At 62.2% G+C, this 19099-nt stretch carries 13 protein-coding genes; 2 read left to right on the top strand and 11 right to left on the bottom strand.

Features of this window, described 5'->3' with window-relative positions:
• Positions 1–101: 101 nt before the first annotated feature.
• The 10 genes from ABTV22_RS16505 to ABTV22_RS16460 form a co-directional block, all read right to left on the bottom strand.
• A complete protein-coding gene (locus ABTV22_RS16505) occupies positions 102–740 on the bottom strand; it encodes a helix-turn-helix transcriptional regulator (protein WP_433735567.1) in 639 nt (212 codons plus the stop codon).
• A 9-nt stretch (positions 741–749) separates the two neighbouring features.
• Complete coding sequence (locus ABTV22_RS16500) at positions 750–1376, bottom strand: hypothetical protein (protein WP_433735566.1); 627 nt, start codon at positions 1374–1376, stop codon at positions 750–752.
• Between the two features lie 226 nt (positions 1377–1602).
• Positions 1603–2874, bottom strand: a complete 1272-nt coding sequence (locus tag ABTV22_RS16495; RefSeq protein WP_433735565.1) for an OprD family porin — start codon at positions 2872–2874, stop codon at positions 1603–1605.
• A 71-nt stretch (positions 2875–2945) separates the two neighbouring features.
• Entirely contained in the window at positions 2946–4154 is a 1209-nt protein-coding gene (gene mhpT / locus ABTV22_RS16490; RefSeq protein WP_433735564.1) for a 3-(3-hydroxy-phenyl)propionate transporter MhpT, read from the bottom strand.
• Between the two features lie 158 nt (positions 4155–4312).
• Positions 4313–5323 (bottom strand): 4-hydroxy-2-oxovalerate aldolase, encoded by a 1011-nt coding sequence (gene dmpG, locus ABTV22_RS16485; RefSeq protein ID WP_433735563.1) that lies wholly within the window; start codon positions 5321–5323, stop codon positions 4313–4315.
• Between the two features lie 10 nt (positions 5324–5333).
• Positions 5334–6269 carry an acetaldehyde dehydrogenase (acetylating) gene (locus ABTV22_RS16480; protein WP_433735562.1) on the bottom strand — a complete coding sequence of 312 codons (936 nt, stop codon included), beginning with the start codon at positions 6267–6269 and terminating at the stop codon, positions 5334–5336.
• Between the two features lie 12 nt (positions 6270–6281).
• Entirely contained in the window at positions 6282–7070 is a 789-nt protein-coding gene (gene mhpD / locus ABTV22_RS16475; RefSeq protein ID WP_433735561.1) for a 2-keto-4-pentenoate hydratase, read from the bottom strand.
• A gap of 14 nt (positions 7071–7084) precedes the next feature.
• On the bottom strand, positions 7085–7963 hold the full coding sequence (locus tag ABTV22_RS16470) for an alpha/beta fold hydrolase (protein ID WP_433735560.1): 879 nt from the start codon (positions 7961–7963) through the stop codon (positions 7085–7087).
• A gap of 16 nt (positions 7964–7979) precedes the next feature.
• Positions 7980–8933, bottom strand: coding sequence for a 3-carboxyethylcatechol 2,3-dioxygenase (gene mhpB, locus ABTV22_RS16465; RefSeq protein WP_433735559.1), 954 nt, complete (start codon positions 8931–8933; stop codon positions 7980–7982).
• 1 nt (position 8934) lies between these two features.
• A complete protein-coding gene (locus ABTV22_RS16460) occupies positions 8935–10593 on the bottom strand; it encodes a bifunctional 3-(3-hydroxy-phenyl)propionate/3-hydroxycinnamic acid hydroxylase (RefSeq protein WP_433735558.1) in 1659 nt (552 codons plus the stop codon).
• Positions 10594–10728: 135 nt separating this feature from the next.
• On the opposite strand from ABTV22_RS16460, the gene ABTV22_RS16455 reads away from it, so the two are divergent.
• Positions 10729–11505: a DNA-binding transcriptional regulator gene (locus tag ABTV22_RS16455; protein WP_433735557.1), complete on the top strand. Its 777-nt coding sequence runs from the start codon at positions 10729–10731 to the stop codon at positions 11503–11505.
• Between the two features lie 87 nt (positions 11506–11592).
• Positions 11593–12258 (top strand): M24 family metallopeptidase, encoded by a 666-nt coding sequence (locus ABTV22_RS16450; RefSeq protein ID WP_433735556.1) that lies wholly within the window; start codon positions 11593–11595, stop codon positions 12256–12258.
• 128 nt (positions 12259–12386) lie between these two features.
• On the opposite strand, the gene ABTV22_RS16445 is transcribed toward ABTV22_RS16450, so the two are convergent.
• Positions 12387–16490, bottom strand: coding sequence for a molybdopterin-dependent oxidoreductase (locus tag ABTV22_RS16445; RefSeq protein WP_433735555.1), 4104 nt, complete (start codon positions 16488–16490; stop codon positions 12387–12389).
• Positions 16491–19099 lie beyond the last annotated feature (2609 nt).

Genomic DNA, 19099 nt, shown 5'->3' with positions numbered 1-19099 from the left:
CGCCGGTTTTAGACTGGCGCCTCGAAACTAGTTCAAGGGACAGGAAGGGAAATTTTGCTGATGCAATCGCGTGTCCGACGAATGTATCGGAAGGAATGAAGCTATTCGGTTTTGGCTGACTGTTCAGGCTCCACCGGCCGCAGCTTGAAACGGCAGACATGCCCGCCACGCACCATGCACTCCGTGTGCTCGACCTCACCGCCGCCCAGCGTGCCGATCAGCGCTAGGTCCAGTTCGCAGACCACCGGGTGGGCGGCCGCCAGGCGATGGAACACACAATTGTGCGCGACGATTTGCGGGTCGCCGGATGAGCGAAAGAACACCTCGGCCTCGTATCCCGCTTCATTCATGTGCTGCACGATCTTCGCTTCATCGACGACGCTTTGTTCGCGGTCCTGGGCCAGCTTGCGGCCCAGGCTGCGCATCAGCGCCGCCAGGGCCTCGGGACCGATGATGTCGGCCACTTCATCGATCAGCGCGCTGGCCAGCAGCTGATACTGACGAGGGAACTGCTCCTTGGCATGGTCGGTGAGCCGATACAATTGCTCCGGCCGGCGCCCCGTCGGCCGGGTCTCGCCGCGCAGCACCAGGCCGTCACGCTCCAGCGCCGCCAGATGCTGGCGAATGGCTGTGCGCGTGACCGCCAGGTGTTCAGCCAACTCGTCGATGCTCATGCCGCCCCCGTGGTGCAGCAACGCATTGAGCAAGTCCTGCTGTGTTCGGCCCAGTCCTTCCAGCATGGTGCGTCCTCAGAATTTATCGGGGAATTGCTTGACCAGGGCAGCAGTCAAGGCATCGGCCAGCGCCAGGATGTGCTCGCGCATCATCGACCAGGTCTTGGCTTCGCCAGCGTAGTCGTGGGCGGCAAATTCATCGATCTGGGCAACGTGATGGCCGCCATGGGCCGACAGCATATTCACCAGCGTCGCTTCCGGCAGGTTGGGGTTAGCCTTGGCCAGGAACGCCGCAATCGCTTTGGCGTTGGTGGTCAAATCCGCCACGGCGGCCTGCTTGCCCTTGGCGTCCTTGGCCACCGTGGCGTCGCTGTAGTGTTTCACCGCGCCCCAATGCCCGGCAAGCAACTTGAGCAGTTGATCCGCCGCTGGCTGGCCGTAGAGCGGGGCGATGCTGTTGGCGATTTTGGTGGCGTTATCGACCACTTGATCGGCGGCGACCTTGGCTTGTTTCTGGTCGGCGGACTGGTTGGCCTGTGCGTAGGTTCTGATCCAGAAGATGTGCTCGACCCACAAATCACGCAGCGCCAGGCGCGTGGTCAACGCCGCGCTGTCGGCGGCGGGGGAGGCCGTGGGCGTTGCGCTCCAGGCCGGTTGTGCGCAGAAAGCCAGCAGGATCAGAGCCAGTATCTTGATATTCATGACGACACCCTCGTGTTGGTGGGAACGACAATATCAATTAAAGCATGAAAATATGTTTTTATTGGGCAAGGTCGAAATCCCCGATCAACGGTTAATGTGGGAGCGAGCCTGCTCGCGATGACGGTGGGTCATCGAACATTGAAGTGTCTGACAAACCGCCATCGCGAGCAGGCTCGCTCCTACAGGGACTGTATGCCTATTCAAATGATGCGTTCGATGTGACGCCTCACCACAGCTTCCAGGTGTAATCCACATTCACCCGCAGTTCATTGTCGTCGCGATGGCTGGCCTGGGGCGCGAAGTCGTTGCGGTACCAGGCATTGCGCACGCGCAGCGCCAGGCCCTTGAGCGGCGTGCCTTGCAGCACGTAGGCCAGTTCGATGTCCTTTTCGCTTTCCTTGAGGTTGGAGCCGCCCAGCTTGGGCAATTCGATGTTGTCGCCGCTGACATAGCGCAACATGCCGTTTAGCCCCGGTATCCCCATGCCCACGAAGTCGTAGTCATAACGCACCTGCCAGCTGCGCTCCTTGGGATTTAGGAACTCCGAGCTCAACGTACCTTCGGTGATGACCAACGGCTCGGTGCCAAACAGATAAGGCATGGCAGTCTTGCCGGTGAGTTGCATGTAGCCGGCACCGAATTTGTGCGCGCCCAGGCTGTAGGTCAGCATCAGCGCTGCGTTGCGGTTGTCTACCGGGCCGGCTTTGGCCGCGCCGTCCTCGCCGGTGACGAATAGGCGAAAATCGCTTTTTAGGCTGCCAGGCCCCATCGGGCGATTGTCGACAAAGCCATAGAAGTCCTTGCGGTACATGTCCGCGAGTTCGGCGTGGTAGTACTTGAGCGTCAATTGCGGCGACCAGGCGTAGTCACCGCCCAGGAACGTAAAACGGTCGGATTCGGCCGCACCGTTGAAGCGTCCGTTAGGCGAGGCCACTGACATCTTCTGGTAGTCGGTGGAGTCGCGCAGGTTGATACGGTCCAGCCAACCGGCGTGCAGGGTCAGGTCGTCGATTTCCCCGGATTTCAGATACGCACCGCGAAAGGTCTGGGGCAGCAAGCGGGTTGGGCTGGCAAAGGCAATCGGCAGGAAGGTGCTGATGGTGCCCAGTTGCAACTCGCTTTTGGAGGCCCGGGCCTTGGCGGTCAGGCCCAGCTCCGAGTATTCGTTGGCCGGCTCGCGAGTAGCGGGGTCAAAGGGCAGCAGGCCGGTGCCGGTACGGTCGGGCGACGAGTCCAGGCGTACCCCGAGCAATCCCTTGGCATCCAGGCCGAAGCCGACAGGGCCTTCGGTGTAGCCCGAGCGCACGTTGAGGATGAAGCCTTGCGCCCACTCGCGAGCGGCGGCCTGGGGCGTTTCGTTGAGGTAATTGCGATCGAAGTAGTAGTTACGCAGCACCAGATCGGCACTGCTGTCATCGGCAAAACCGCTGGCGCAAGTCTGGCCAATGGATAAAACGCAGGCACAGGCGCTGAGCGCCCCAAGAGAATTCCTGAGCATGGCAATGTTCACTTTTATTGTTGTTGGATGTCCCCCGCGCCATCGCGGCGCGGGGTCTTACGCACGTGCTGTCAGTCGGCTTGAGCGCTGTTACGCCTTACCGACAGGTAAAACATCGCCAGCGCGGCAATGACGATGCCCGGTGCCGAGGCCATCATCACGCCTGTGGCGCCGGTGCCCAGCGCCAGCATCTTGCCGGCCACCAGCGGGCCACTCATGGCGCCCAATCGGCCGATGGCGACTGCGCTGCCCACACCCGTGGCGCGCACTGACGGGCGATAAAAATGTGGCGCCAGGGCATACAGCACGCATTGCCCGCCGGTGGCGAAAAAGCCGGCGACGAAACCGGCCGCCAACATGCTTTCCCATTGACTGGCCAGGCCCAGTGCCGTCAGCGAGGCGAGAATGCCGACATAGATCAGCGCCGACAGCGCCCAGGCCGGCAACCGGTCCATGACCCAACCCAGCAACAAGGTGCCGAAGGCCGCGCCAAATTGCAGCGCCAGCATCACCCAGCTGGCCTGGGCGCCGCTGAAGCCTTGGCCGACCAGCAAGCTGGGCAGCCAGTTGATCAGGATGTACACCACCATCAGGGTGAAGAAGTAGCTGACCCAGATCATCATGGTCGGCAGCGCTGCGCCTTCACGAAACAAACCCCGGACGACACCGATGGGCGCCGCATCGCGGGCATTTCGAAACTGCGCCGACTCCGGCAGGTACAACCCCAGCAGCGGCACGATCAACAACGGCACCACACCACCGACGTAGAACACCACCTGCCAGCCGCCGGCCAGTTGGGCGATGCCGATGCTGGCCGCCAACGCTGCTCCCAACGGCACGCCGCAATACATCAGGCTAACGGCCGTGCCTCGCAGGCGTGGGCCGGCCACTTCACTGGTCAGGGCGATCAGGTTGGGCAGGGCGGCACCGAGCCCTACACCGGTCAGGCAGCGAGCGAGCAGCAAGCTGTTGAAGTCCCAAGCCATGGCGGTGACCAGGGAGAACAGCCCGAACAGCGCCACCGAGGCCATCAGCACCCGTTTGCGACCGATACGGTCGGCCAGCAGGCCGCCAAGGAAGGCGCCGGGCAGCAGGCCGAAAATCCCGGCGCTGAAGACCCAGCCCAGGTGCAGTTTGTCCAGCCCGAAGGCCGTCGCCATGCCTTGGGCGGCGATGCCCGAAGCTTGCAGGTCAAGGCCCTCCATCAGGGCGACGAGGAAGCACAGACCGATGGTCCGCGCCAGGTACAGCGGGGTTGTTGTCACGTTCAGCGATGTCATGGGGAGTACCCGTTTTATTGTTGTTATGTGATTCGAACCGCGTCCCCTGTAGGAGCGAGCATGCTCGCGATGAACCCGAGAGCAGCGCGGGGGTGCCAGGCACCCCGCGTTATCGTTAGCGACCATCGCGAGCGTGCTCGCTCCTACAGGGGGGAGTGTCAGCGTTTGAGCAGGTCCAGCGCGACGTCGACGATCATGTCCTCCTGTCCGCCGACCATCCGGCGCTTGCCCAGTTCGACGAGGATGTCGAGGGTCTTGAGGCCGTACTTCGCCGCGGCGATTTCGGCGTGGCGCAGGAAACTCGAATAGACCCCGGCATAACCCAGCGCCAGCGTCTCGCGGTCCACCCGCACTGGTCGGTCCTGCAACGGTCGGACGATGTCGTCGGCGGCGTCGAGCAGGGTGTACAGGTCGGTGCCATGGTTCCAGCCCAGGCGGTCGGCGGCGGCGATGAACACTTCCAGCGGCGCATTACCGGCACCGGCACCCATGCCGGCCAGGCTGGCGTCGATGCGGTCGCAGCCTTCTTCGACGGCAGTAATGGAGTTGGCCACGCCCAGCGACAGGTTGTGGTGAGCGTGCATGCCGGTTTCGGTTTCCGGCTTGAGCACGGCCTTGAATGCCCGGAAGCGGTCACGAACGTCCTGCATGTTCATCGCACCGCCGGAGTCGGCCATGTACACGCAAGTCGCGCCGTAGCTCTCCATCAATTTCGCCTGGGCCGCCAACTGCTCGGCCGGGATCATGTGGCTCATCATCAGGAAGCCGACGGTGTCCATGCCCAGCTCGCGGGCGTATTCGATGTGCTGTTTCGAAACGTCGGCCTCGGTGCAATGGGTGGCGATGCGCACCACCCGGGCACCGGCGTCATAGGCCGCCTTCAGGTCATGCACCGTGCCGATGCCAGGCAGCAACAAGGTGGTGATTTTCGCGTGGCTGATCACGTCAGCGGCGGCTTCGATCCACTCCAGATCGGTGTGCGAGGCAAAGCCGTAGTTGAAGCTGGAGCCTTGCAGGCCATCGCCATGGGCGACTTCGATGGAGTCGACCCTGGCCTTGTCCAGGGCACGGGCGATGTCCTGCACGTTTTGCAGCGAGTACTGGTGACGGACCGCGTGGCTGCCGTCGCGCAGGGTGACGTCGGAGATATAGATTTTCTTGCCGTTCATAGGGGGCTCCTCAGGCGTTCAGCATCGACTGCGCCATGCGTTCGGCGGTGGCCAAGGCAGCGGAGGTCATGATGTCGAGGTTGCCGGCGTAGGCCGGCAGGTAATGGGCGGCGCCTTCGACTTCGAGGAACACCGAGGTCTTCAGACCTGAAAATTTTCCAAGGCCCGGAATATTCAACGGCGCCTCTTCAGGAATCACGTCGAACTGCACGTGCTGCTTCAGACGATAGCCCGGCACGTAGGCCTGCACCGCGACCGCCATTTCGATGATCGAGGCCTCGACCAGCGACTGATCTGCCGCTTCCGACAATACGAACACCGTGTCGCGCATCATCAGCGGCGGCTCGGCCGGGTTCATCACGATGATCGCCTTGCCCTTGGCCGCACCGCCGATCACTTCGATGGCCTTTGAGGTGGTTTCGGTGAACTCGTCGATGTTGGCGCGGGTACCGGGGCCGGCGGATTTGCTGGCAATCGAGGCGACGATTTCGGCGTAATGCACCTTGGCGACCCGCGACACCGCCGCCACCATGGGAATGGTCGCCTGGCCACCGCAGGTGACCATGTTGACGTTCAGTTGGTCGAGGTTCTGTTCCAGGTTGACCACCGGCACACAGTACGGGCCTATGGCGGCGGGCGTCAGGTCGATCAGGCGGATGCCGGGTTTGATCGAGCGCAGGAAGGCATCGTTCTTGACGTGGGCGCCGGCGGAGGTGGCATCGAAGACGAAGTCGATGTCCTTGAACACCTCCAGGCGAGTCAGGCCTTCGACGCCTTCGTGGGTCACTGCCACGCCCATGCGTTGGGCGCGGGCCAGGCCGTCGGAGGCCGGATCGATGCCGACCATCACCGCCATTTCCAGGTGTTTGGCGTTGCGCAGGATCTTGATCATCAAATCGGTGCCGATGTTGCCCGAGCCGATGATGGCGACTTTGAGTTTGTTCATGGTTGTGGCCTCTTATGCAAAATCGACGGCGACGCGACCGACGCCGTCGATTTCAGCTTCAAAACGGTCGCCGGCCGCCACCGCGACCATTGGCCCCAGTGCACCGGTGAGGATGATGTCGCCGGCCCGCAACGGATCGCCCAGGCGGACCATGGTCTGTGCCAGCCACACGGCCGCATTCAGCGGATGGCCAAGGCATTCGGCGCCGCTGCCGCTGGACACTTGCTCGCCATTGCGGGTCATGCGCATGCCGGCCGCTTGCAAGTCGAGGCCGTCGATCTGGCGTGCGCTTTCACCCAGGACGAAACAGCCGCTGGACGCGTTGTCCGCCACGGTGTCGACGAAACGGATATTCCATCCCTGAATCCGGCTGCCGACGATTTCCAACGCCGCAGTCACCCAGCCGGTGGCAGCCAGTACGTCGTCGAACGTGGTCTCGGCGCTGGGCAGGTCACGCTTGAGAATCAGGGCGATTTCCGCCTCGATCTTCGGCTGCATGACACGGCCGATCGGCACGCATTCGTTGTGGTCGTAGCGCATGTCGGCGAGCAGGGTGCCGAAGTCTGGCTGGTCAACGCCCAGCTGTTGCTGGACCTTGGGGTTGGTCAGGCCGATCTTGCGGCCGATCACACGCTGGCCGTTGTGCAGGGCATGGGCGATGTTCAGGCGCTGGATGGCGTAGGCGGCGTCGGTGTTGCCTTCGCCAATCAGCTCGCGCAGCGGCGCAATGGCTTCGCCGCTGGCTTGGGCCTGGCGCAGGTTGGACGCGAGTTGCTCCAGGGTGGCTTGAGTCAGGTTCATGGTGGCCTCGGTCATCAATGGGTCAGGAAGTCCAGCACCAGACGGTTGTAGGTGTCGGCGTGTTCCCACTGGGCCCAGTGGCCGCAACGGTTGAACACGTGCAGTTGCGCGTCGGGCAGGCCGGCTAGCAGGCGCAAGCCGGTGTCCATCGGCACGAAGCGGTCTTCACGACCCCAGACGATCAAGGTGCGGGCCTTGATCTCGTGCAGGCGGTGGCTGAAATCCGGAAATTGCTTGGGGTTGAGGCTGCTGCTCTTGACGAAGTTTTCCAGGTGATCGCGACGCGCCAGGATGTTGTCCAGGCGGGTCTGGAACATCTCATCGGTGATGCTGCTGGCGTCGAAGACGAAGACGTTCATCATCTTCTTCAGGTTGTCGATGGTCGGCTCGCGGTACAGCGCACCGATCAGCTTGATCCCCTCGGTTGGCTGCGCAACGAAGGCGCTCGGGCCACCGGTGCCGCCACCCATCAGCACCAGTTTGCCAATGCGCTCGGGGTAGGCGAGGGCGAAGGCCACGGTGCTGTGGCCACCCATGGAGTTGCCGATGATGTGCACGCGGTCCAGGTCCAGCACGTCGAGCAGGCCCTTGAGTGCGCGGGCGTTGAGATCCGAGCGCGAGCCGTCGCAGACCACCGGGTCGCTTTTGCTCCAGCCGGGGCAGTCCATCAGGATCACGCGGTAACCGGCGTTCACCAGCGGCTCGATGTTGCGGTGGAAGTTGGCCCAGCCGCTGGCGCCAGGACCGGACCCGTGGAGCATGACCACGGTTTCGGCGGCCAGATTTTCAGGGCTTGGGCCGATGTCGTTGTAATGCAGTTGCAAGTCCAGTTCGCCTTCGGTGATACGGGCGAAACGGCTGGTGGAAGCTTCGGTGAATGCAGGGGCAGTCATGGCAGTTCCTCGAAATTCAGTGGTTGTTGTTCTGTGGTCGGGCGCCGAGGCCGGCGAAGCCCGCGATCCATTCCGGTATCGGCCGGTAGTAGCGGCCTTCGGTCTGGTATGGACCGAAGGTGGAGAGGGCGGCGAACGCCGCGACCCAGGTTTTCACTTCGTGGGTGGACTTGCCGGCCAGCGCCGACAGTTCGTCATTGCCCAGCCCATCGAGGTCGCTCAGACGGCCCTGTTCGAGGGTGTCGAGAAAACCCCGGTCCCACGTCGGGTTGAGTGGGTGCAGGCTGTGCTGGTCCTCGACAAAATCCCGGGCGGCCTGGATGACCCGGTTCTGTCGGGCCTGGCGCTCATCGGCGGGCAGATCACGGCCGCTGCCCATCAGGCGATCCGCCATGCGTGCATCGACCTTGGCCAGTTCCGGCACCGGCGGCTGGTGCGACAAGCCGCCGGAGGCCAGAAACAGCACGCGTTTGTTCAACGTTTTTGCCCATTGACCGATGGCTTCGCCCAGCAGGCGAGCACGCTTGAAACCGGGCAGGGGCACGGCCACCGAATTGATGAACACCGGGATCACCGGACAACCTTGCAAGCCGCCGAGCAGCAGCTCCAGGGGTTGGGCGAACGCGTGGTCGACCTGCATGCAATACGACACGGCGCTGTCGACGCCGGCATTCAGAACCGCTTGGGCGCAGTCCTCGGCGAGCGCCTTGGGTACGTCCAACGCCCCGGCAGCGGTGCCGAAATCGCCGATGGCGTGCGCCGCCATGCCAATGCAAAAGGCCGGCATCACGTCGTAGAAAAAGCCGTTGTAGTGGTCCGGGCCGAACAGCACGATCAATTCCGGATCGAAGCGCGCAATGCGCTCGCGGGCCTGGGCCGTCATGCCGTCGACTTCGGCCAGCACCTGCGGCTCGGGGTCGACGTAGCCCACCAGTGGCGTATGGGACATGCAGTGCAGGTAGGCACTCATCTCAGGCCACCTTGCTGGCGACGAATGTTGCGGCCGGTTGGGGCAAGGCCTTGAGCGCCAAGAGCAACTGGTCGCAGGCCTGACCCACGGTTTGCGGAATCGCCAACCCGGCAACGAAACGGTCCGGACGCACCAGGGCGATGGACGACGAACCCTGGGCAAACCATTCGCGAATCCGGCCAGTGCTGTCGCCGATACGAATCACGCCTTCACTGGCGTCACTGGCGGCCTTGAGCTGGACGTCCGGCAACACCTGGATGAAGCGCGTACCCAACGCTTGCCACTGTTGGATTTGCGCAGTCGTCAGGCCCCAGGTCGGATCGCAGCCCCAGGCAATGATTGCGAAATGCTTGCCGATCACCTCATCGAGCAACACCCGTTCGCCGGACTCGGTCAACACTTGCGGCTGAATGAACATCTTGCCCACCGGCGAAGATTTATCCGGCGCGGCAATCAAGGCACCCTGGGTGTATTGCGGCATCGGCTTGAAGCGCATTTCCAGGAAGTAGCGTTTGACCGGCGGCAGGTAATTCAACAGCCAGGACACGCCATCGCGCAGGGCACCTTGCCAGCGCTTGGGCGGCGCCAGGACGTGACCGGCCAGCACCGACAGGTCAATCATCGCCTTGGCGTGGTCGCGGCGCTCCTGCTCATAGCTGTCGAGCAAACTGTCAGCGGCCAGGCCCTTGACCACCAGCGCCAGCTTCCACGCCAGGTTCGAGGCGTCGCGCATGCCGCTGTTGTAACCCTGGCCTTGCCAGACCGGCATGATGTGCGCGGCGTCACCGGCCAGCAGCACCCGGCCTTGGCGGAAACGGCCGGCCAGACGGGCGTTGTGGGTATAGACACGGCTGCGGATCAGTTCGATATGGTCCGGGTTCGGTAGTACCTTGCCCAGTAGCTTGCGCATGTTTTCCGGCTTGCTCAGCTCGGCTTCGGTTTCGCCAGGCATGACCATGAATTCGAAGCGACGTACGCCATGGGGCAGGGCGGCGGAGACATAAGGCCGTACCGGGTCGCAGCACAGGTAAACGTGGGGCGTGCTCAACGGGTCGTTGGCGATGTCGACCACGATCCACTGGTTCGGTGCAGTCTTGCCTTCGAAGCTGATGTCCAGGCTGCGGCGCACCAGGCTGTTGCCGCCGTCGCAACCGATCAGGTAACGGGCTTGCAGGCGTTCGCCACGACCGTTCTTGTCCTTGAGGTTGAGCACCACGGCATTGCTGCTTTGCTCAAAGCTGTCGAGCTCGCGGCTGAACAGTACCTTGACGTTGTCGAAGCGCTGCAAGCCGTCGAACAGTACGCGGTCGGCCAGCGGCTGAATGAACGCATTGCGCCGTGGCCAGCCGAATTCGTCGGTCTTTGGCTGGATATCGGCGAAGCAGCGGCCCTTGGGCGTCAAAAAGCGCATGGCGTGCCAAGGCGTGGTGTGCGGCAGCACGGCGTCGGCCAGGCCGACCGCCTGGAAGGAGCGCAGGCTTTCATCGTCCAGGCCGATGGCGCGGGGGTAGTCGATCAGGCTGTCGAGTTTTTCCACCAGGGTGACTTTCACGCCACACTGACCCAGGTAATTGGCGATCATCAGGCCGACAGGGCCAGCGCCGACAATCGCGACGTCAGTGGTCAGTTCCACCGTGGAGGAAGTGGGTGCAGGACTCATGGGTATCTCCGTACAGCGCTTTTGGATTTCTTGTTGGGCGCAGTATGGAAATCACGAGGCTGGTGGACAACGACAACCCTTGCTAGTGTGCACTGAGTGCACATCGTTGATTTACAACAATAATTGGAGCGATCAATGAGCGAGACAGAATACAAGGCCGTGCGTGGACTGATGCGCGGCCTGGCCCTGATCAATGGCCTCAATCGCTTCGATGGCGGGGCCAGTACCGCGCAACTGGCCGAGCAGAGCGGGCTGCACCGGACCACGGTAAGGCGCCTGCTGGAGACCTTGCAGGCCGAGGGCTACGTGCGGCGCAGCGAGTCGGATGACAGCTATCGGCTGACTCTGAAAGTGCGGGAATTGAGCGAAGGGTTTCGCGATGAGCAATGGATTTCCTCGATCGCCGCGCCATTGCTGGGCGAGCTGTTGCAGGAGGTGGTCTGGCCCACCGACCTGTGCACCCTGGACGGTGATGCCATGGTGATTCGCGAGACCACCCATCGCTTCAGTCGACTGTCATTCCACCGCTCCATGGTCGGGCGGCGCCTGCCGTTGTTGATGACCGCCACGGGACGTGCGTACTTCGCCCATTGCCCACCTGCCGAGCGCGAAGAACTGATCGAATTGATGATCAGCCGCGAAGACGAGCAATCGGCCCTGGCCGCGGATCGGCGGTTTATCGAACGACTGGTGGAGCACACCGTCGGCAAGGGCTACGGCGAAAACAATTCCCATTGGGGGCAGGAGCGCAAGATTGCCGCCATCGCCATTCCGATCACCCATGAGACGCGGGTGATGGGCTGTCTGAATCTGGTGTACATCGCCAAGGCCATGTCCGTGGAGGAGGCGGCCCGTCGTTATCTGCCGGCGATGCAGGCCGTGGTGCGCAAGATCCAGGCACAGTTGCAGTAGGGTTGCCTTGTATCTTTCCCGGCGGTTATCGCAATATACAAGGGTATATAGCGTGTGGCCTGCACCTTCTTGAACAGGGAATGAATGATGAGTACGGTCTTGAGCAGCAAAGAAGCGGTTGGTGAGCGTTACCAACTGGAAACCATGCGCCATGCGCAACAGATGACCTGGGAAGCCATCGACCGGATCGCCCGCGTGATCACCCCCGGCATGCGCGAGTCCGAGGCCCAGTTGCGTGGCAAGGAAGTGCTGGCGCAAATGGGCATGGACCGTATCTGGCACCCGCTGTTGGTGCGCTTTGGCGCCAACACCCTCAAGACCTTCAAACAGCGCTCCGAGGGCGACCCCGAATTGGGTGTCGATGACATTTTCTTCATCGACATGGGCGTGGTTTGGCAAGGGCACGAAGGCGATGCCGGCGCGACCTTCACCACCGGCGCCGACCCGGAAATGATCGCCTGCGCCTCGGCAGCCAAAGAGTTGTTTGACCGGGTCGAAAGCTTCTGGCGCAGCGAGCGGGTGACGGGGGTGGCGCTGTACGACTTTGCCGCTGCTCAGGCACAGACAATGGGCTGGACGCTCAACCTCGACATCAAGGGCCACCGGGTCAGCGATTTTCCCCACGCGATATATCGCGGCGGCGATCTGGGGGATTTGGAGCAATACCCGAACACCGGCCTGTGGATTCTGGAAATCCAGATTGCCCATCCCGAGCGTGCGTTTGGCGCGTTCTACGAAGATTTGCTCATCTGAAACCAATGTGAGCGCCGACTGTGGGAGCGAGCCTGCTCGCGAAGGCGGCCTATCAGTCAACAATGGTGTCGACTGACACTCCGCCTTCGCGAGCAGGCTCGCTCCCGCAGAGGTTGTTGCCGAATCAGTCAGTAAACATCCCGCAGATAGCGCTTTTGCTCGCTCAACTGGCGCCAGTAATCGGCGGCGCCTTCGGTGCACAGTCCGCCATGGTCCTGGGCGATCCGGCGCAGGGCCTGGTCGACATCCTTGGCCATGTGGCTGGCGTCGCCGCAGATGTACAACTGCGCACCTTCCTGTAACCAGCGCCACAGTTCGGCACCCTGTTCGCGGAGGCGGTCCTGCACGTAGATTTTTTGCGCCTGGTCACGGGAGAACGCCAGGCTGAGTTCCGTCAACAGGCCATCGCGCTGCATGCCTTGCAGTTCGTCTTGGTAATAGAAATCAGTGGCGGCGTGCTGTTCGCCGAAGAACAGCCAGTTCTTGCCCTTGTCGCCCCGTGCGCGGCGTTCCTGCAGGAAGGCGCGAAACGGTGCCACGCCGGTGCCGGGGCCGATCATGATCATTGGCAGGTTGCCGTCGACCGGTGCGCGGAAGTGCTTCGATGGCTGGACGAATACAGGCACGGCACTGTCCTCGGCGCGGTCGGCGAGGAAGGTCGAGGACACGCCCTTGCGCTTGCCGTAACGCACGGCGGCCACCGTCAGATGCACTTCCTGCGGGTGCGCCTTGGGGCTCGATGAAATGGAATACAGGCGTGGTTGCAGGCGCTTGAGGGTGCCCAGCAGCTCGCTGGCCGAGCAGTCGACGGGAAACTCTTGCAGCACATCCGCCAGTTGCCGGCCCCATAGCCAGTCCTTCAGTTCAGCCTTGCGCTCACTGCCCAGCAGCTGTTTCAGCATCGGGTTGCGGCTGCGCTCGGCGATGAAGGCGAGGGTGTCGCTGTTGGGGCGGGCGATTTCGAAGTGTTCGGTCAGGGCCTGGTGCAGCGGCAGTTCGCCGAGCTTGTCGACGGCTACTGTTGTGTTGGCACTCAATCGCGTCAGTTCCAGCATTTCTGCGACCAGTTCCGGGCAGTTACGTGGAATGACGCCCAAGGCATCGCCCGCTTCGTGATGCAGTTCTGAATCAGCCAACGACAGGGAAAACATGCGGGTCTCCTTGTTGGCGCTTTGCTGGTTGAGTTGCAGATTGGTCAGCAATCGCGAGGCATAGGGTTGGGCCTTGCTCGGTGTCGACGCGGGGGCGTCGCAAGTGACCGGTGGTGATGTGACCTTTATAGAATCGACCGGTAGCAATGCCTGCTGGAATTCAGCCAGCCACTGGTCCGCGCGAGCTTCGAACTCGGTGTCGCAATCAACCCGTTCAAGCAACCTTGTAGCACCCAGTTCATGCAGGCGCTGATCGAGTTTTTTGCCGTGCTGGCAGAACTGGTCATAGTTGGGATCACCCAGGGCCAGCACCGCGAAACGCAGGGATTCCAGACGGATTTCGGTCCCGCTCAAGGTCTGCCAGAACCCTTCGCCGTTGTCCGGTGCATCGCCGTCGCCAAAGGTGCTGCTGATCACGGCCAGAGTTTGGATACTGGCGAGTTTGCCGGCGGGAAAGTCGGCCATCGCGCTCAGTTCGACGACGATACCGCTGTCCCGCAAACGAGCGGCAAAACCTTCGGCCAAGGCTTCGGCATTGCCTGTTTGCGAGGCCCACAACAGGGTCACCACAGGGGCGGATTCGGTGACTTCGCCGCTGTCGCCCAGCGCCGGGTTCGCGGCATCGATCCGGCTGAACAATCCACCCAGCACGCCGTCCAGCCATAAACGGGTGTCGGCGCTCATGGGTGCATTGAGGGGCAGGACAGGCACACCACTGGTTTGCCGACCCGCCGTGGATTGCAGGCCACTGACGAAGCCGGCCAGGTACAGGCGTTCCTGATTATTCAGCTTCGGCGAGGGCAGGTGACTGATGCCGGCGATATCGGCAAACGCCTCGATGGACGACATGGCGAGTTCCTCAGGCAAAGGGCAAATGGGAAGAGGGGCAGCGATGGGGGCGGGCACGTCGAGAAACTGATGCTCGATCAGCTCGAGCCGCTGCAGGGCTACCGCGCAGAATTTGAACTCGGGCTGCAGCGATATCGGATCAACTGCATCATGGGTGACCGCGTTGATCGCCAGGTTGTCCCCGAAGACATCGTTCCAGTGAAAGGGCGCAAAACAGTTACCCGGGCGCACGCGGTCGGTCACCACCGCCGGCAGGACGGCCTTGCCCCGCACCGAGCGCACTTGCACATGATCCTTGTCGCGAATGCCGAAACTGGCGGCATCCTTCGGATGGATCTCGATGAAGGGGCCGGGGTTGAGCTTGTTCAGGGTCGCGACCTTGCCGGTCTTGGTCAGGGTGTGCCACTGGTGTTGCAAGCGGCCGGTGTTGAGTACGAAGGGGAATTGCTCGTCGGGCATTTCCGCCGGCGGCATGTGCGGACGGGCGAGGAAAATACCCTTGCCGCGCTCGGTGGCGAAGACGATGGCCGGGCGGCTGCCATTGGCTTCGACCTTGAGCGTCTGGCTCAGGCCATTGTTGAGGTAGCGAATCGGATTGCGATCCCCGGCGTCGTCCGCAGCGCAGGGCCATTGCAGCGGTTTCTCTCGCAGGCGCGCATGACTGGCACCGCGAATGTCATAGCCGGTCTTGGGGTTCCAGGCGCGTTTGATCTCTTCGAATACCTCGGCGGCAGCGGCGTAGGTGAAGGCCTCGGCAAAGCCCATTTCGCACGCCACCCGGGCGATGATCTGCCAGTCGGCCAGCGCCTCGCCGGGAGCCTCCACGGCTTTTTGCATCAGCGTCAGGTTGCGTTCGGAATTGATCATCACGCCTTCGGCCTCGGCCCAGAGTGCACCGGGCAGGAGGATGTCGGCGTAGCGGTTGGTCTCGGTGTCGAGGTAGGCATCCTGGGTGATCACCAGTTCGGCAGCCTGCAAGCCTTCGATCACGGTGCGGCGGTTGGGCACCGAGGCCACCGGGTTGGTGCAGATGATCCAGCAGGCTTTGATCCGGCCTTCGGCCATTTGTTCGAACATGTCCACGGTCCCACCGCCGACGGTGCGGGGCAGGCTGTCGCTCGGGATTCCCCACAAGTGCTCGATAAACGCGCGGTCAGCCTCGACCAGCAGTGAACGCTGGCCCGGCAGCCCTGGCCCCATGTAGCCCATTTCCCGACCGCCCATGGCATTGGGTTGCCCGGTCAGGGAAAACGGACCGCTGCCGGGGCGGCAAATCGCGCCGGTGGCCAGGTGCAGGTTGCACAGGGCGTTGGTGTTCCAGGTGCCGTGGGTGCTCTGGTTCAGGCCCATGGTCCAGCAGCTCATCCACTCGGCGGCCTCGCCGATCCATTGCGCGGCCTGACGAATGTCGGCTTCGGCGAGGCCGGTGATGTGCGCGACTTTTTCTGGCGGGTAGTCATCGAGGAACTCAGGCATGGCCTCCCAGCCCTCGGTGAAGGCGGCGATGAACTCCGGGTCGGTGTGGCCATTCTTCACCAACAGGTGCAGCAGGCCGTTGAGCAAAGCCAGGTCAGTGCCGGGGCGGATTTGCAGAAACAGCCCGGCTTTGTCCGCCGTGGCACTACGGCGTGGATCGACCACGATCAGCTTCGCCCCAGCCTTGACCCGATCCATCATGCGCAGGAACAGGATCGGGTGACAGTCGGCCATGTTGGCGCCGATCACGAAAAACAGATCGGCCTTGTCGAAGTCCTCATAGGAACCGGGTGGCCCGTCGGAGCCGAGCGAGAGCTTGTAGCCGCTGCCGGCGCTGGCCATGCACAGGCGCGAGTTGGATTCGATGTTGGGCGTGCGCACGAACCCCTTGGCCAGTTTGTTGATCAGGTATTGGGCTTCCAGCGACATCTGCCCGGATACATAGAACGACAAGGCATCAGGCCCGTGGGCATCGAGAATGTCGCGCAACTTTCTGGCCGTTTCGCTGATGGCCGTGCCCATGGCGATGCGCGCCGGTTCCTGGTGGCGATCCTGGCGCAGGTAAGCGTTTTCCATCCGCCCCGACTCGGCAATCGCCTGCCCGCAGGTCGTGCCTTTGGTGCACAGACGGCCAAAGTTGGTCGGGTGGCCCTTGTCGCCAACGACCTTGACCACGCGATTGCCTTCGACCTGCATGACGATGCCGCAGCCCACACCGCAATAGGGACACACACTGCGTACGGTTTTGTCTGCCATCCTCGACACCCTGCCAACACTGAATCAATCCACAAATGCAAAAGGCGCCATGCGGCCCTCCGTCGAAACGGGGGCTACACGGCGCCTTTGTCGTATAGGTGCAATCTGCGTTGACTGCGTGTGAGGTGACTGCAAGGGGCGGGCCAGAATCGGCAAGACTTCGATGAATTTCCGTAGGAGCCGGCTTGCTGGCGATATCGGCCCATCAGATGACAGTTTTCATCGGCAGGTCGGGCGCCATCGCCAGCAAGCCGGCTCCTACGGTTAAACACGGCATGCACTTTTTTATGGCGGTGCTAGGGCTGGGTGCTGTAGGAGCGAGCATGCTCGCGATGGACGCAAGGGCAACGGGGGGCATCAGGTGCCCAGCGTCATCGTTGACCACCATCGCGAGCATGCTCGCTCCTACAACTGCAGTGCCGCTCATGACGAGCAACACATAACCCTGCGGGAGAATCGGCAAGACTTCGATGAATTTCCGTAGGAGCCGGCTTGCTGGCGATATCGGCCCATCAGATGACAGTTTTCATCGGCTGGTCGGGCGCCATCGCCAGCAAGCCGGCTCCTACGGTTAAACACGGCATGCACTTTTTTATGGCGGTGCTAGGGCTGGGTGCTGTAGGAGCGAGCATGCTCGCGATGGACGCAAGGGCAACGCGGGGCATCAGGTACCCAGCGTCATCGTTGACCACCATCGCGAGCATGCTCGCTCCTACAACTGCAGTGCCGCTCATGACGAGCAACACATAACCCTGCGGGAGAATCGACAGGACTTCGACGATATTCCGTAGGAGCCGGCTTGCTGGCGATATCGGTCCGTCAGGTGACAGTTTTCATCGGCAGGTCGGGCGCCATCGCCAGCAAGCCGGCTCCTACGGTTAAACACGGCATGCACTTTTTTATGGCGGTGCTAGGGCTGGGTGCTGTAGGAGCGAGCATGCTCGCGATGGACGCAAGGGCAACGCGGGGCATCAGGTACCCAGCGTCATCGTTGACCACCATCGCGAGCATGCTCGCTCCTACAACTGCAGTGCCGCTCATGACGAGCAACACATAACCCTGTGGGAGAATCGGCAGGACTTCGATGAATTTCCGTAGGAGCCGGCTTGCTGGCGATATCGGTCCGTCAGGTGACAGTTTTCATCGGCAGGTCGGGCGCCATCGCCAGCAAGCCGGCTCCTACGGTTAAACACGGCATGCACTTTTTTATGGCGGTGCTAGGGCTGGGTGCTGTAGGAGCGAGCATGCTCGCGATGGACGCAAGGGCAACGCGGGGCATCAGGTACCCAGCGTCATCGTTGACCACCATCGCGAGCATGCTCGCTCCTACAACTGCAGTGCCGCTCATGACGAGCAACACATAACCCTGTGGGAGAATCGGCAGGACTTCGATGAATTTCCGTAGGAGCCGGCTTGCTGGCGATATCGGTCCGTCAGGTGACAGTTTTCATCGGCAGGTCGGGCGCCATCGCCAGCAAGCCGGCTCCTACGGTTAAACACGGCATGCACTTTTTTATGGCGGTGCTAGGGCTGGGTGCTGTAGGAGCGAGCATGCTCGCGATGGACGCAAGGGCAACGCGGGGCATCAGGTACCCAGCGTCATCGTTGACCACCATCGCGAGCATGCTCGCTCCTACAACTGCAGTGCCGCTCATGACGAGCAACACATAACCCTGTGGGAGAATCGGCAGGACTTCGATGAATTTCCGTAGGAGCCGGCTTGCTGGCGATATCGGTCCGTCAGGTGACAGTTTTCATCGGCAGGTCGGGCGCCATCGCCAGCAAGCCGGCTCCTACGGTTAAACACGGCATGCACTTTTTTATGGCGGTGCTAGGGCTGGGTGCTGTAGGAGCGAGCATGCTCGCGATGGACGCAAGGGCAACGCGGGGCATCAGGTACCCAGCGTCATCGTTGACCACCATCGCGAGCATGCTCGCTCCTACAACTGCAGTGCCGCTCATGACGAGCAACACATAACCCTGTGGGAGAATCGGCAGGACTTCGATGAATTTCCGTAGGAGCCGGCTTGCTGGCGATATCGGTCCGTCAGGTGACAGTTTTCATCGGCAGGTCGGGCGCCATCGCCAGCAAGCCGGCTCCTACGGTTAAACACGGCATGCACTTTTTTATGGCGGTGCTAGGGCTGGGTGCTGTAGGAGCGAGCATGCTCGCGATGGACGCAAGGGCAACGCGGGGCATCAGGTACCCAGCGTCATCGTTGACCACCATCGCGAGCATGCTCGCTCCTACAACTGCAGTGCCGCTCATGACGAGCAACACATAACCCTGTGGGAGAATCGGCAGGACTTCGATGAATTTCCGTAGGAGCCGGCTTGCTGGCGATATCGGTCCGTCAGGTGACAGTTTTCATCGGCAGGTCGGGCGCCATCGCCAGCAAGCCGGCTCCTACGGTTAAACACGGCATGCACTTTTTTATGGCGGTGCTAGGGCTGGGTGCTGTAGGAGCGAGCATGCTCGCGATGGACGCAAGGGCAACGCGGGGCATCAGGTACCCAGCGTCATCGTTGACCACCATCGCGAGCATGCTCGCTCCTACAACTGCAGTGCCGCTCATGACGAGCAACACATAACCCTGTGGGAGAATCGG

The sequence above is a fragment of the Pseudomonas putida genome, assembly GCF_050990305.1.
GTDB classification, from domain to species: domain Bacteria; phylum Pseudomonadota; class Gammaproteobacteria; order Pseudomonadales; family Pseudomonadaceae; genus Aquipseudomonas; species Aquipseudomonas putida_AH.
Note: the sequence above shows the minus strand (reverse complement) of the source record. Positions and strands in the feature narration are given on the sequence as shown.

What these genes read in the sequence shown, in the direction of transcription:
- ABTV22_RS16505 (WP_433735567.1), bottom strand. Translation starts at nt 740, where the DNA reads ATGCTGGAAGGACTGGGCCGAACACAGCAGGACTTGCTCAATGCGTTG.
- ABTV22_RS16495 (WP_433735565.1), bottom strand. Translation starts at nt 2,874, where the DNA reads ATGCTCAGGAATTCTCTTGGGGCGCTCAGCGCCTGTGCCTGCGTTTTA.
- ABTV22_RS16480 (WP_433735562.1), bottom strand. Translation starts at nt 6,269, where the DNA reads ATGAACAAACTCAAAGTCGCCATCATCGGCTCGGGCAACATCGGCACC.
- ABTV22_RS16500 (WP_433735566.1), bottom strand. Translation starts at nt 1,376, where the DNA reads ATGAATATCAAGATACTGGCTCTGATCCTGCTGGCTTTCTGCGCACAA.
- ABTV22_RS16455 (WP_433735557.1), top strand. Translation starts at nt 10,729, where the DNA reads ATGAGCGAGACAGAATACAAGGCCGTGCGTGGACTGATGCGCGGCCTG.
- mhpT (WP_433735564.1), bottom strand. Translation starts at nt 4,154, where the DNA reads ATGACATCGCTGAACGTGACAACAACCCCGCTGTACCTGGCGCGGACC.
- mhpD (WP_433735561.1), bottom strand. Translation starts at nt 7,070, where the DNA reads ATGAACCTGACTCAAGCCACCCTGGAGCAACTCGCGTCCAACCTGCGC.
- ABTV22_RS16470 (WP_433735560.1), bottom strand. Translation starts at nt 7,963, where the DNA reads ATGACTGCCCCTGCATTCACCGAAGCTTCCACCAGCCGTTTCGCCCGT.
- ABTV22_RS16460 (WP_433735558.1), bottom strand. Translation starts at nt 10,593, where the DNA reads ATGAGTCCTGCACCCACTTCCTCCACGGTGGAACTGACCACTGACGTC.
- mhpB (WP_433735559.1), bottom strand. Translation starts at nt 8,933, where the DNA reads ATGAGTGCCTACCTGCACTGCATGTCCCATACGCCACTGGTGGGCTAC.
- ABTV22_RS16445 (WP_433735555.1), bottom strand. Translation starts at nt 16,490, where the DNA reads ATGGCAGACAAAACCGTACGCAGTGTGTGTCCCTATTGCGGTGTGGGC.
- dmpG (WP_433735563.1), bottom strand. Translation starts at nt 5,323, where the DNA reads ATGAACGGCAAGAAAATCTATATCTCCGACGTCACCCTGCGCGACGGC.
- ABTV22_RS16450 (WP_433735556.1), top strand. Translation starts at nt 11,593, where the DNA reads ATGAGTACGGTCTTGAGCAGCAAAGAAGCGGTTGGTGAGCGTTACCAA.